The sequence below is a fragment of the Mesorhizobium sp. M8A.F.Ca.ET.165.01.1.1 genome, from assembly GCF_004792065.1.
GTDB lineage: Bacteria > Pseudomonadota > Alphaproteobacteria > Rhizobiales > Rhizobiaceae > Mesorhizobium.
Genome location: NZ_SRTH01000004.1, coordinates 99,882 through 114,055 on the forward strand (window position 1 = coordinate 99,882; position 14,174 = coordinate 114,055).

Consider the following 14,174-nt stretch of genomic DNA (forward strand, 5'->3'; position numbering starts at 1 on the left):
ACATGTATCGATAAGAGTGCTTCGGCTGGTGGACGCACGGGCTTGCGGAGTCTGGGGATGACGGCGACACCGAGCCGCACGGCCCGGATACGGGCTCTCGCGCAGCATGATGTGGCCGAAGCGCAACGCGCGCTGACTGCGTTGCTGGCCGACTTGTTCGGGATGAACCCCGGCAACGTCCGCATCAATGTCGACAAATACAGCCTCAACTCCCTGAATGGCTTCTTTGACAGTGACGGCCAACCGTATTTCTTCAAATTCCATCAGGAAGAACGGGAAGAGGCGATGGCCGGCGAGTATTACCGGGCCGAAATCCTGTCGCGCGCCGGCTTGCCGGTCGACCAGCCCGTGCATATGTCCGCCCAGCCCGGCGAGCAGATCCTTGTCTATAGCCGCCGCGTGGATCCTCGATTTTCGGATGTGCTGTTCGCGCTGGACACCAAGGACGATGCCGGCAGGCGGCGCGAGGCGGTTCTTGCCGAGCGTGACCTGTCCGCCAGGCTGCTCGATGTCTATCTCGAAACGCTGCATCCGGTGACCGTCGCGCAGGTGTCGGCCGAGCCGATCCACCGGCTGTTTCATGAGCGGCTGATCGACGCCGATACGCGTTTGTCGCCAGGTGGCCGCCTGGCCGATTTCTACGTCGGCAAGTCGTTTGTCTTTCCCGGCGCGGAACTGGATTGGGATCGGTTTTCCCGGCTGAAATTCGTCATCAACGGGCAGCGCTACATCAGCAGCATCGGCGAGCTCTTCGACGCCGCCGCGGAGCGCCTGCGGCCGGACCGGCTTGCCGATGCCGGCGGCGTGGTCGCGCATGGTGACGCCCACAATGCCAATGTCTGGTACGTGGAGACGGCGGGACGGGCGGAACTGTCCTTCTTCGATCCGGCCTTTGCCGGCTCGCACATCCCGACGCTGCTGGCCGAGGTGAAGGCGACGTTCCACAACATCTTCGCCCATCCCTTCTGGCTCTACGATCCGGCCATGGCCACCCAGGCTTTTCAAGCGCGGGCGCGGCTGGATGGCGACTTTCTGTATGTCGACACGGACTGGGATTTGAGCCCGATCCGCCGCGACCTTCTGGAGGTGAAGGCGATGGAGCTGTGGCGGCCCTTGCTGCTGGAACTCAAGCGTCGCGGCATGCTGCCGGCGGATTGGCGAACGGTGCTGCGCTCTGGGCTGTTCCTGTCGCCGACCCTGGTGATGAACCTGCGGGCCGGCGCGCGCAGCCACACGCCGGTCTCGTCTCTCATCGGGTTTTCAGTCGCGGTCATGGTCGGCAGCGAGCCCGATGGCGGAACCGACCGGATGACCGGTTTTCTCGATCGGATCGATCCTGAAAAGCAGGAGTAGTCAGGCTGGGGACGCGCCAAATCAAGGTAAAATTTGAGTCACTCCAACTTGTATATGCATGTATGTATTTTAGCCTTGACATCCGCTGCCGCTGACGCTGAAATGTGCCAGCACTTCAACCACGAAGTGGCGGGCAAGACGCCGAGGCACAGTGCCGCAAGAGCAGAACCCCGCAGTCTCACCAGACCGGATGCCTGGGTAAAAAAGCGGTCTGATCATCAAGGGGAACGAAAGATGACGCTTAACCTAGCAGGACAATTTCGCGCGTTGGTGATGACCGTTGCCGTCGGGCTCACCGCCGCCCCAACAGCCCATGCGGCCGATGCGGCCATTCCCACGAAGCCCGAGGCCGGATCGTTCAAGATCGGCATCGAACCCTGGCTTGGCTATGGCCAGTGGCACGTCGCCGACGCCAAGGGCCTGTTCAAGACAAACGGTCTGTCGGATGTCCAGATCGTCAATTTCGCCGAGGACAAGGATATCAACGCCGCACTGGCCAGCGGCCAGCTCGACGCCGCCAACATCGCCACCCACACGGCGATGGGCATGGTTGCGGCCGGCCTTCCGGTGAAGATCGTGCTGCTGCTCGATGTCTCCATGACGGCAGACGCCATCGTCGCCGGCAAGGACGTCACCTCCATCGCCGATCTCAAGGGCAAGCAGGTCGCTTTCGAGGAAGGCACGACGAGCGACATCCTGCTCAAATACGCGCTCGCCAGGAACGGCATGTCGGTCGCCGATATCCAGCCGGTTCCCATGCCTGCCGCAGATGCCGGCGGCGCCTTGATCGCGGGCCAGGTGCCGGTCGCGGTTACCTACGAGCCGTACCTCACTGTCGCCATGGCGCAGAACAAGGACGTCAAGCTGTTGTTCACCGCCGGCGAGGATCCCGGCCTGATCAGCGACGTGCTGGTGGTGCGCGACGAAGTGATCAAGTCGCGGCCCGGCCAGGTGCTGGCCATGATCAAGAGCTGGGACGCCGCGCTCAAGGACTACAATGCCGATACATCAGGCGGTCGCGCCATCATCGCCAAGGCGGTCGGTTCCGACGTCAAGGACCTCAACACCGCCTTTGACGGCGTGCGCTACTATTCCCTGGCCGAAAACAAGACGGCGCTCACCGGCGATTTTACCACCAAGACATTCGCCGATGTCGAAGCGGCGGCGAAGAACGCCAAGCTGCTTCAGGCCGATGTGACGCCGGAGCAGATGATCGACCCGTCCTTCGTCAAGGCGGCGGAATGACGAAGGCCGGATCGCGGTGGTAACGCAGATGTCGGGAGAACCCACCGCGAAAACCGATCTGGCCCGTTCCGCAGCGAAGCCAGTCACGAAGAAGGCCACGCGTCGCCGATCCTCCGGGATCGGCGTGCCGATCGCCCGGTCACGTTTCCTGGCGATAGCGGTGGCCGTCTTTGTCGGCCTCGGCCTCGCCTGGTGGGCGGCGACCGGGCTGGAATGGGTAAAACCCATCTTCCTGCCGTCGCCGGGCAGCGTCGCGACCCAGATCGCCAAGCTCGCGGCCGACGGCACCTTGTGGCTGGACCTCCGGGCCTCCATGTACCGCATTTCCATCGGCTTTCTTCTCGCCTCGGCACTGTCCATCCCGATCGGCGTGCTGATCGGCAGTTTCCGCTCCTGGGAGGCTGCGATCGAGCCGCTGGTGGATTTCATCCGCTATATGCCGGTTGTCGCTTTCGTACCGCTCTCCATCCTGTGGGCCGGCACCGGCGATACCCAGAAATTCCTGATCATCTTCATCGGCACCTTCTTCCAGCAGGTGCTGATGATCATGGACAATGTGAAACGGGTCCCCGCCGACTTCATCGGCCTCGGGCGCACGCTCGGCCTGCCGGACCGCAAGATCCTGACGCGCATCGTCGTGCCCAGCGCCTTGCCGGGCATCTGGGACACGCTGCGCATCAGCCTCGGTTGGGCATGGACATGGCTGGTTCTGGCCGAACTCGTCGCGGCGACATCCGGTCTGGGCTATCGCATCACCGTATCGCAGCGCTATTTCCAGACCAACACCATCATTGGCTACATCCTGCTCCTGGGCGTGCTTGGCCTCATCACCGACCAGGTCATGAAGGCATTGGAGAAGGTGCTGTTCCGGCAGGATGGCCACTCGCAATGAGGAACCGCCGATGACTGTTCCCAAATTGCGCATTGCGGGTCTCGACAAGAGCTTCGGCGCCGGCGAGCGGCGCACGGAAGTGCTGCGGGACATCAATCTTGACCTTGCCGACAACGAGTTCGTCTCCCTCGTCGGCACGTCGGGCTGCGGCAAGAGCACGTTGCTGTCGATCGTCGCCGGACTGCAGGATTTTGACGCCGGCGATCTCAGCATCGACGGCGCGCCGATTCTGCAACCGGGTCTCGACCGTGGTGTCGTCTTCCAGTCCTACACGCTGCTTCCCTGGCTGACGGCGCGGCAGAACATCGAGTTTGCCCTCAAGGCCGCCGGCTATGATCGCTCCGCCTGCCGCGAGATCGCGCTCGAGCATCTCGACCTCGTCAAGCTGTCGCAAAGCGCCGATCGCTTCCCGTCCGAACTGTCGGGCGGCATGAAGCAGCGCGTCGCCATCGCGCGCGCGCTCTCCTATCGCCCCAAAATGCTGCTGATGGACGAGCCCTTCGGCGCGCTCGATGCCTTGACGCGGCACCAGATGCAGGAACTCCTGACCCAGATATGGGAAGAGCATCGTCTAACCGTGCTGTTCGTCACGCATGACGTCGAGGAGGCAGTCTATCTGTCGGACCGGATCGTCGTCATGGGGATCGGCCCGGGGCGCATCATGCAGACCTTCAACGTCGACATCGAGCGCCCGCGCCGCGAAGAGGTGATGGAAACCCCGGCCTTCATGGATTTGCAGCGCGGCGTGCACAAGGCGATCCGCGAGGCCTCAAGACGTCCCGAAATGGCGTAGTGCCGGCAACCTTCGCCGGCGCATTGGCGTTGTCGCCGATCCAACCGCTACCGACCCAACGGTGTCCGTGTTCGCGGTTCGCGGCGTGCGTGTGGCCATTATGACGGCGGTGACGCGGCATAGGTGGTGCCTGGTGACGGCGGCATCCGCGACAGTCGCGTCTTCTCGGGAAGGACATCGAAGCAATCTTTCGTTCGAACCCGCCAGCACCGGCTCACGTCGCCTTGCCGGCCGCCGCATCCATTCCCATCTCGTCCTCGGAAATGTCGTCGAAGGAAGCGTAGTTCATGTTGTAGAGGCGGGCGTAGAGACCTTTCGTCTTCATGAGCTGCTCATGGTTGCCGCTTTCGACGATCTCGCCATTCTGCAGGACGATGATGCGGTCGGCGCCGCGGATGGTGGCCAGGCGATGCGCGATGACCAGCCCGGTACGCCCTTCGAGCAGTTTGATCAGCGCCTTCTGGATCAGCATCTCGGTGTAGGAATCGATGCTGGCGGTGGCCTCGTCGAGCACAAGGATTTTGGCATCGGCCACCAGCGCGCGCGCAAAACTGATCAGCTGGCGCTGGCCGAGCGAGAGATTGCCGCCGCGCTGCTCGAGTTCGGTGTCGTAGCCGTCGGGCAGGTCTTCGATGAAGTCGTGCGCGCCGACGGCAACTGCTGCGCGCACCACTTCTTCGCGGCTGGCGCCGGTCTTGTGATAGCGGATGTTCTCCAGCACCGTGCCGGAGAACAGGAACGGCTCCTGCAGCACCATGGCCACCTGGTCGCCCAACGAATCCTGCGTCAGGTCGCGCACGTCATGGCCGCCGACCAGGACCTCGCCCGACCAGACATCGTAGAAGCGGTGCACCAGCGCCATCGAGCTCGACTTGCCCGATCCGGTCGGGCCGACAAGCGCGACCGTCTCGCCCGGATTGACGCGGAAGGAGATGTTCTTCAACACCGGCTGATTTTGACGGTAGCCGAAGGTGACGTTCCTGAACTCGACCGAACCATCCATGTCGCGCGACAGCGCGATGGCGCCGTCCTTGTCGCTGACGTCGACGGGCACGTCGAGCACTTCGGAGATGCGCTGGCCCGAAGCCATGGCCCGCTGCATGACGCTGTACTGCATGGTGAGCGAGCGGATCGGATCGAAGAAGCGCTGGATGTAAAACAGGAACGCCACCATCACGCCGATATCGAAACTGTGCGACAGCACCATCGACCCGCCGACGACGATGACGGTCGCCATGGCGATGCCGGTCAGCGTGTCGACGATCGGCACCATCACCTGTGCATATTTCGCCGACCGCAGATGGGCGTTGAGATTGGCCAGAACCTTTTCGTCGTAAAGGTCGAAATTGACATGCTGGCGCTCCAGGCTCTGCACCGTACGCACGCCGTGGATGCCTTCGGCAAGCGCGCCGTTGGCGATCGAGTTGGTTTCGTGCGCGGCCATGAAGGCGACCTTGGCCCGCGGCAGCCAGAACAGGCGCACGATGAACAGCATCGGCATGGTCGACAGCGTCAGCAGGCCAAGCCGGAAATCGAGCCAGAGCAGGACGGTGACGATGCCGAAAAGAAGCACGATATCGCCTACTGACATGACGGATGTTTCGAGGAACTCCTGCATCGAATTGACGTCGCCCTGCAGGCGCGACATCAGCCTGCCGACCTCGGTCTTGTCCATGAAACTCAGCGAGACGCGCTGCAGGTGGCTGAACATGGCGCGGCGCAAGTCGGACAGCACGTTCTCCGCCACCTTGCCGACGACGCTTTCCTGTACATGGCTGGCGGCATAGTTGATGAGGATGATCACGGTGAAGGCGGCGATCGCGGAGATCATCACCGAACGGTCGAGCCTGCCCGGCGCCATGCCGTGATCGATGGCGTAGCGGATGACCAGCGGGATCGCCAGCTGTGTCAGCGTGAACACCAGCACGGCGGCGACCGAGATGAAAATCCGGCCCTGATACGGTCTGACGAAGCTCCAGATGCGCCTGACGATGCGCGGGTCGTAGGCCTTGCCGAAGACCTCTTCCTCATCGCGGTGCGAGCCGACGACCGCCTTGGTCGGGCGTCCGCTTGTGTCTACCTTCTCGTCGTCGTCCTGCGTCGACATCAGGCGGCTCCCTCGAGCCGATCGTCGTCCGGCCGTAGCTGCAGGTCGTAAAGCGCGCGGTAGCGTCCGCCGAGCGCCAGCAATTCCTCATGCGTGCCGCGTTCCACGATCCGCCCGCCCTCGACGAACAGGATCTGGTCGGCATGCATCAGCGAACTCAGCCGATGCGAGATGATCAGCGTCACGCGATCCCGGGCGAAGCGCTTCATCGCCGCTCGTATACGCTGCTCGGTGCCGGCGTCGACGGCGGCCGTGGAATCGTCGAAGACCAGCACCGATGGCCGCAACATCAGGCTGCGCGCTATGGTCAGGCGCTGCCGCTGGCCGCCGGAAAGCGACGCGCCACGTTCGCCGACGACCGTGGTGTAGCCGGCTGGAAGGCCGATGATATAGTTGTGCAGCTGGGCATACTCGGCGGCCTGGCCGATGCGGGTCTCGCGCGCCCAGGGATTGCCATAGGCGATGTTGTTCTCGATCGAGGTGGTGAACAGGAACGCGTCCTGCTGGACGACGCCGACCGCCTTGCGCAGCGACTGCAGCGTGACCTTGCGGATGTCCTGTCCGTCTATGGTGATCGCGCCCGACGTCACGTCGTAGAAGCGCGGGATCAGATGCGCGATGGTCGACTTGCCGCTGCCCGGCGGGCCGACGATACCGACGGTCTCGCCCGGCCTGGCTTCGAACGAAACGCCCGAAAGCGTCGGACGCTCGCCCGCGCCCTCATAGCGGAAACCGACATTGTCGAAGCGCAGTACGCCGTCGGTGATGACGAGCTCCCTGGCGTCGGGCGCGTCCTTGATGTCGAGTTCGGCGTCGAGTAGTTCGAACAGCCGCGTGCCACAGGTCGAGGCGCGCGCGAAGGAGTTGACCATCAGGCCGAGCTGGCGCACCGGCATCTGCAATATGGTCATGAAGGTGAGAAACTGGGCCAGTGTGCCGACGCTGATCTGCCCCGCGATCACCTTCTGGCCGCCGAACCAGAGAACCAGGCCCATGGCGGCCAGGAAGGAAAAGTTCATGGCGCTGGTGTTCGAGACGCGGATGTCGACGCGCTCATTGGCGAGTTCCAGCGCATCCTGCTTGGCGCGGTCGAATTTTGCCAGCTCATGCCGCTGCGCCGCGAAGGCGCGCACGACACGGATGCCGCCGAGATTCTCATCCATCACCCGGCTCAGCACGGACAGCCGCTCCTGCAGCGTCAGCCAGGTGCTGCGCAGTCGGAGTTGCGTCACCGAAGAGCGCCAGGCGACGAACGGCACGAAGCTGAGGCTCAACAACCCGAGCACGAGATCGGTGCTGATCAACAGATAGGCGCCGACGCCGATCAGCACGCCGAGCAGCACCACGCGCAGGATGCCGGTGGAAAAGAACATGCGCACGCCGTCGAGGTCGAGCAGTCCGAGTGTGATGAGATCGCCGGTATGAACCTTGTCGTGGAAGGAAAAGCTGAGCCGCTGGATCTTCTCGTAGAAGGCGAGCCGCAGCTCATAGCCGGTCTGATGGCCGACGGCCTCGCCATAGTAGTTCTGCGCCATGGTGAAGAGGCCGCGCAGGATGCTGACGGCCAGCAGTGTCAGGGCCGTATTCCAGAGCGCCTGCTCGGCCGCGGTGCCGGCCCCCGCGGCCATCACGCCTTGCGCCTGATCGATGGCGCGCCCAAGGAGGCGCGGAATGAAGAGCTGCAGCGTCGCAGCGATAAAGGTCGAGACGAGGGTGATGGCAACCTGCCAGGGATGGCGCAGCGTCATGCGCACGATGCGCAGCAAGGTGCTGAGGCCCTTGCCCCAGGAGGCTTCCGCCACATGGGCAAATGATTTGCCGCGCCTGGCCGCGCTGGTTGCATCCGTGTGCAAGGAAAATACCCAGACCGATCCGGACATTAGCCCGAACGAATGTAGCAGACTCAATCAGATAGCTGGATTTTACGCGCGTCCGGCTTGCCCGTACAAGGGGCCAATGGCGACATCGCACTGTACCTGAAAGGGGTGCCGCGTGCCTTCTCGGCCATGGCCATCAGGGCCTGATCGGCGGCGCGGTCACCGGCAAGATCGTGTCGCAACTCGCTGCTGGTCTGCCGCCGGTGATCGATCTCACGCCGTTCCGGGCGGATAGGGTCGGAGTGTTCAGCGCCTGCTCTACCAGCAGGCCTTCCGTCCTGCATGAGGGGAACGACGTGACCGCGACCACAGACACACACGCCGTTGAGTCGATCGATCCGCAACGCGCCTACGCCGTCCTGGTCTGCGATCTGATCGGCCTGCGCTTCGACGCTGACGGAAAACCGGACCCTTCGGAGGTGCAGGCCCATATCGAAGCCAAGGGCGGCCGCTTTCATGCGGCCGGACTTGGCGACAAGGCCGCTCTCGAACGCGGGCGCGTTCATTTCTTCTACCAGCCGGATCTCAGCACTCGCGAAGAGCTGATCGAAGCCGCCGGCGACGGACGCTATGATGCCGTCATTGCCGCCGCGACCTTCCTGCCCGCCGAAACCGTCTTTCCGCTGGCCGGCGTGCGGATCGGCGCCGGCACCGGCAATATGGGCTCGCGCTCCTGGGGTGGCGGCAGTGGCGAGGGCGGCACTGCGGTGCTGATGAACACGCCCGGCATCAACAGCCGGGCCACGGCGCAGATGGTGATGAAGGCGATCCTGAAAGTGCTGCCGGATCTCCCGGTCGACACGCTTCACAGCCGTGTGGCGCGTGGTGCTTTCGACACCGGCAGGGACCTGCGCGATTTCCCCACCGAAAAGCTCGAAGGCAAGACCATCGCGATCATCGGCTACGGCAATATCGGCCGCGAGGTGGCCAAGCTTGCCCGCGCCTTCGGCATGCGCGTGGTGATCCACGCGCGGCCACGGCACCGCGACTGGATAGAAGCCGAGGGCTTTGCCTTTGCCGCGGACCTTGTCGAGGCGGCCGGAGGCGCCGATGTGCTCAGCGTTCACGTTGGCCTGGGCAAGCAGGATGCGCAGACCGGGCGCTACGCCAATGCCGGGCTCATTGGCGCGGACGTCTTGTCCCGCATGAACAAGGGCGCGGTGCTGGTCAACTACGATCGCGGTGAACTTGTCGACATCGAGGCTCTTGATGGAGCTCTGAATACAGGCCGGCTACGCCACGCCGCCATCGATGCCGACCTGTTCAGGGATGCCTCGACTGGCCGCCTGTTCGGGCCGATGCTGCCTTATCTCGGCCTCGTCGAGAAGCATGGCGCCAGTCTTGAGCTCCTGCCGCACGCTGCCGCCGATACGGACCACCCGTCGCGCGTCGCAGGCGCCAAGCAGGCTGTCGACCAGATATTCGATGTCATCTGCCGCAAATCGGTAACGAATGCGAAAGGCACAGTGCCGCAAGGCTACCTTTCCCTTGGCGCCACCACGCCTCCAGGCATTGGACCTGTGACGGCGGACCACCTTTTGAAACTGACCTCCAGCGACTGCGCCGAATTGGCGGATCTCTGCGATCGGCAAGGCCGTCTGTGGAAGGCTCTCTCCGATACCCCGCCTGCCGAGCGAGGCGCGATTGTCGTCGAACAGGGCGACGAGCTTGTCCGGTTGATCGACCGCTTCTGCCTTCTGGCCGAGAACCTCAATCTGAGGGGACCTTTTCAGAAATAGTCCGGAGTTCTCAGTCCCGGGGACCGGCCACCATACGGGCGACCCGCGTCATGTCGGCGCTCATCTCACGATCGTCGTCGAGCGGGCTGACGAGCGCACGCACCGCAGCAAAGGTGCGCTGGGGTCCTTCGCCCATGCTGTCGACGACGCCGCGCAACTCCACGCCCGTGGCCGCGAAGATCAGTTCCATCGCAACGAGATAGCGCAGGCGTTCGACAATCTCGGCGGTCTTGGCCACCACGCGCGGCGCCATCGACGACTGGTCCTCGATCCCATCCGAAACGGCCAGCGGGCTGAGTGACATCGGATTGGCCAGATGCCGAATCTCGGCTTCCAGCGCGGCCAGCGGCTTCTGCAGTTCCGCGTAGCCCTGGCGGCTGCCGCCCCTGGCCGACAGGAAGCGCGGCAGCTCGGCAATTGTCGGCGACATCAGCTTCATGCAGCGGTTGGCGGTGCCCACCGCGCAATGCGCGAGCGCCTGGCCGAGCTGTTCCCAGGCCAGCGTCATGGCAGTGAGGTCGAAATTGCCGTTCGAGACGACGCGTTCGTCTTCGGGCAGGATCACCGGGTTGTCGCCGGAATGGGTGAGTTCGATCTCCGTCGCGAGCTTCGCCTGTTCGAACGCGTTGAGCAGGCCGCCCCAGACTTGCGGCACACAGCGATAGCTGAGCGGATCTTGCAGCCGCCGCGCCGCTCTGTCCTTCCACAGGCCGCTTCCGGCGAGTTCCGCGCGCAGCCGTGCGCCGATCTCGCGCTGGCCGAAGGCCGGCCGAGCGGCCAGGGCATCCCTATCGATCGCGGTCAGGGAAGAACGGAACGCCTCATAGTTGAGCGCCACCGCGGCCAATGCCCAGTCGATGAGATGGGCGACGTCCTCGAGACACAGGCATGCCGTGCCGGTCGACAGGCTGTTGGCGACGATGATGGCATGGCCGTCCTTCTCGCGCAGGTCAAGCGGTTCGAGCCCGGCCAGCGCCAGCGCCTCGCCCGACGGCATGATCCTGCCCTGGAACTCCGTCTCGCCGTCGCCGCGCAGCGCTCGTGCCATGTGGCCAAGATGGGCAAGGTCCGCCGCGCCGATCGATCCCCAGGTGGGGATCACCGGATGGACGCCGGCGTTGAGCGCCGCCACGAGGCCCATCACCACGCGTTCGGAAGTGCCGGTGCCGCCGGCGGCCATGCCTGAGATGCGCGCGGTCATCAGCGCGCGCACTGCCTCGGTCGGAAGGGCAGGGCCGATGCCCATGCTGTGGCTGAGCGGCACGCTGTGCTGGAAGGCGATCAGATCGGCCTGCGCGAGCGGCGTGTCGACACAGGCGCCGAGGCCCGTGGTGACGCCGTAGATCGGCTTGCCGAGCCCGGTGAGGTGCTCGATCAGCGCGCGGCTCGCCCGGATGCGCCGCATCGCCTCCTCGCCCAGCATCAGCCGCGCGTTGCGCCGCGCGATCTCGGCGACGTCAGCCGCGCCAAGCGGCTTGGCGTCGAGCAGTATCATTCGCGCTGTCATGTCTCGCCTGTATCCTGTGACCAGAGGCCCGGACCAGCGGCGCGGCGGGCGTCACCATTTGTGGCGGCATGCCGGCTGGACTGCAAGCCATTCCCATTATGGCAGCGATGAGAAGGAGGCGGAGGCAAGGGACCCAGGATTTTGCGATTACGTCGATCGCTTCGCGACAGCGTCCGGCACCACCACCAGCTTGCCGACAAAATCCTTTGCGACGAAATCGGCCTGCGCGTGGTGGAAATCGGAGAGCTTGTAGACGCCACCGACCAACGGTCTGATCTTGCCCTCCTCGATGTAGCGAACGATGCGGCGGAAATCGGCACGCGTGCCCTGGCTCGAACCATGCAGTTGCAGCTGCTTGAGATACATTGTCCTGAGGTCAAGCTGGACGACCGGGCCTGCAATCGCGCCGGCCGTGGTATACCGGCCCTCGGGTCGCAGGATGCGCAGCAGGTCGTTGAAGATCGCGCCGCCGACGAGATCGGCGACCACGTCGATCGGCTGGCCGCCGGTCGCTTCGGTCACGGCTTGCGGCAGGTCCGCGACGCCACGGGTGATGACCGCCTCGGCGCCGATGTCGAGTACGGCCTGTTCCTTGCCCTTGCCGGCGATCGCATAGGGAATGGCGCCACGCGCACGCGCCAGCTGCACGATGCCGGAACCGACGCCGCCCGAGGCGCCGGTGACCAGCACTCGCTCGCCAGCCTTCAGGCCGGCGCGTTCCAGCATCTGTTCGCCGGTAAGGTAGGCGCAGCAGAAGGTGGCGAGTTCGACGTCGCTCAAGTTGGTGTCGACGACATGCGCGTTGTCGGCTGGCACAGCCTGATACTCGGCATAACCGCCATCGCGGCCGTGCCCCATATAGTCGATGTCGGCCAGTGAATCGTCGTCGCGGTTGTAGATGGAGAAATCGACCATCACCCGTTCGCCGACACGATCTGGCGAGACGCCTTCGCCGACGGCAGCGATGGTGCCTACCGTGTCGGTGCCCTGGACGCGCGGAAAGGTCAGCGTGTTGCCCTGGCGCCGCCAGGTCGACACGGCGGCGGCGTCCTCTTCCGTGCCGTAGGCGCCCTGGCGCACCCAGACATCGGTGTTGTTCATCCCGCAGGCGCTGACTTTCACCAGCACTTCGCCGGGGGCGGGCGCAGGCACTTTCACATCGGTGCGGTAGACGAGCTTTTCCGGTCCGCCGTGCCCGGTGAGCAGCACGGCGGCCATGGTGGCGGGGAGGGTTTTGGTCATGGCATTCATGGGTCGCTCTCAGAGATTGGCGAATACGCTGTTCACGGCATCGGCGGTCTTGGCCACCACGATGTCGGCCTCCTCGCGGGTCAGGCACAGCGGCGGCGCGAAGCCAAGTATGTCGCCCTGCGGCATGGCGCGGCCGATGACGCCGCTGGCGGCAAGGGCCGTGGCGACCTGCGGTCCGATCTTGAGCGAAGGATCGAAGAAGACACGGTCGTCGCGATCCCTGACGAATTCCACCGCCGCGAGCATGCCGTCGCCGCGCACCTCGCCGACGTGTTTGTGGCCGCCGACGGCCTTGGCCAGTTCGGCACGGAAATAAGCGCCGGTCTCGCCGGCATTCCGCACCAGGTCCATCTCATCGATCAGCTCGAGATTGGCGACGCCGGCTGCGACGCAGATCGGATGCGCCGAATAGGTCCAGCCATGGCCAAGCGAGCCGAGCTTGTCCGAACCCTGCACCAGGACCTGCCACATCTTGTCGGCGACGATGACGCCCGACAGCGGCGCATAGGCCGAGGTCAGGCCCTTGGCGATGGTGATCAGGTCAGGCTTGATGCCGTAATGGTCGGAGCCGAACATGGTGCCCAACCGGCCGAAGCCCGTCACCACTTCGTCGGCGACCAGCAGCACGTCGTACTTTTTCAGCACCGCCTGGATTTTCTCCCAATAGCCGGCAGGCGGCGGCACGATGCCGCCAGTGCCGAGGATTGGCTCGCCGATGAAGGCGGCGACGGTTTCAGGCCCTTCGGCGAGGATCATCTCCTCCAGCTTGTCGGCGCAATGCTGCGAGAACTGTTCCTCGCTCATCGAGCGGTCGGCGCGGCGGAAATAATAGGGCGCCTCGGTGTGCAGGATCGGCGCGCGGGGCAGGTCGAAGGCATTGTGGAAGAGGTCCAGCCCCGTCAGCGATCCCGTCATCACGCCCGAGCCGTGATAGCCGCGCCAGCGCGAGATGATCTTCTTCTTCTCCGGCCGGCCCAGCACATTGTTGTAGTACCAGATCAGCTTGATGTTGGTTTCGTTGGCATCCGAACCGGACAGGCCGAAATAGACCCTCGACATGCCCTTCGGCGCGCGGTCGATGATCATCTTCGCCAATGTGATCGAGGCCTCGGTGCCGTGCCCGACATAGGCGTGGTAATAGGCGAGGTTCTTTGCCTGCGTGGCGATGGCGTCAGCGATCTTCTGGCGGCCATAGCCGACATTGACGCAATAGAGGCCGGCGAAGGCATCGATGCTCTTCCTGCCGTTGTTGTCCCAGACGGTGACGCCTTCGCCGCCGGCCATGATCCTTGTCGGCGATTCACCGCGAGCGTGCGTGCCCATATGGGTCGAGGGATGGAAGAAATGGTCGCGATCCCAGGCGGCGAGTTCGTTGGACTGGTCGAGCATTTTTTTTTACTCCTTGAAAAT

General features: G+C 64.2%; 10 protein-coding genes. 5 read left to right on the top strand and 5 right to left on the bottom strand.

Features of this window, described 5'->3' with window-relative positions:
* Positions 1–57: 57 nt before the first annotated feature.
* The 4 genes from EN808_RS13785 (at position 58) to EN808_RS13800 (ending at position 4,283) form a co-directional block, all read left to right on the top strand.
* Positions 58–1,353, top strand: coding sequence for a hypothetical protein (locus EN808_RS13785; protein ID WP_189524114.1), 1,296 nt, complete (start codon positions 58–60; stop codon positions 1,351–1,353).
* A 234-nt stretch (positions 1,354–1,587) separates the two neighbouring features.
* Positions 1,588–2,598: an ABC transporter substrate-binding protein gene (locus EN808_RS13790; protein ID WP_135916076.1), complete on the top strand. Its 1,011-nt coding sequence runs from the start codon at positions 1,588–1,590 to the stop codon at positions 2,596–2,598.
* A gap of 28 nt (positions 2,599–2,626) precedes the next feature.
* Positions 2,627–3,490: an ABC transporter permease gene (locus tag EN808_RS13795; RefSeq protein WP_127276161.1), complete on the top strand. Its 864-nt coding sequence runs from the start codon at positions 2,627–2,629 to the stop codon at positions 3,488–3,490.
* A gap of 10 nt (positions 3,491–3,500) precedes the next feature.
* Entirely contained in the window at positions 3,501–4,283 is a 783-nt protein-coding gene (locus tag EN808_RS13800; RefSeq protein WP_127276163.1) for an ABC transporter ATP-binding protein, read from the top strand.
* Between the two features lie 214 nt (positions 4,284–4,497).
* Here the strand turns inward: EN808_RS13800 and EN808_RS13805 are convergent, their stop codons facing one another.
* Positions 4,498–6,390 carry an ABC transporter ATP-binding protein gene (locus EN808_RS13805; RefSeq protein WP_135916077.1) on the bottom strand — a complete coding sequence of 631 codons (1,893 nt, stop codon included), beginning with the start codon at positions 6,388–6,390 and terminating at the stop codon, positions 4,498–4,500.
* Complete coding sequence (locus EN808_RS13810) at positions 6,390–8,243, bottom strand: ABC transporter ATP-binding protein (protein WP_135865017.1); 1,854 nt, start codon at positions 8,241–8,243, stop codon at positions 6,390–6,392. Before EN808_RS13810 ends, EN808_RS13805 begins: the two co-directional genes overlap by 1 nt.
* A gap of 320 nt (positions 8,244–8,563) precedes the next feature.
* Between EN808_RS13810 and EN808_RS13815 the strand changes: the two genes are divergently transcribed.
* Positions 8,564–10,006 carry a 2-hydroxyacid dehydrogenase gene (locus EN808_RS13815; protein WP_135916078.1) on the top strand — a complete coding sequence of 481 codons (1,443 nt, stop codon included), beginning with the start codon at positions 8,564–8,566 and terminating at the stop codon, positions 10,004–10,006.
* Between the two features lie 10 nt (positions 10,007–10,016).
* Here EN808_RS13815 and hutH read toward each other — a convergent pair whose 3' ends face one another.
* From hutH to EN808_RS13830, 3 genes are all read right to left on the bottom strand, one after another.
* Positions 10,017–11,513, bottom strand: a complete 1,497-nt coding sequence (hutH, locus tag EN808_RS13820) for a histidine ammonia-lyase (protein ID WP_135916079.1) — start codon at positions 11,511–11,513, stop codon at positions 10,017–10,019.
* Positions 11,514–11,660: 147 nt separating this feature from the next.
* Positions 11,661–12,764, bottom strand: a complete 1,104-nt coding sequence (locus EN808_RS13825; RefSeq protein ID WP_135916080.1) for an alcohol dehydrogenase family protein — start codon at positions 12,762–12,764, stop codon at positions 11,661–11,663.
* A gap of 9 nt (positions 12,765–12,773) precedes the next feature.
* On the bottom strand, positions 12,774–14,153 hold the full coding sequence (locus EN808_RS13830; RefSeq protein ID WP_127870499.1) for an aspartate aminotransferase family protein: 1,380 nt from the start codon (positions 14,151–14,153) through the stop codon (positions 12,774–12,776).
* Positions 14,154–14,174 lie beyond the last annotated feature (21 nt).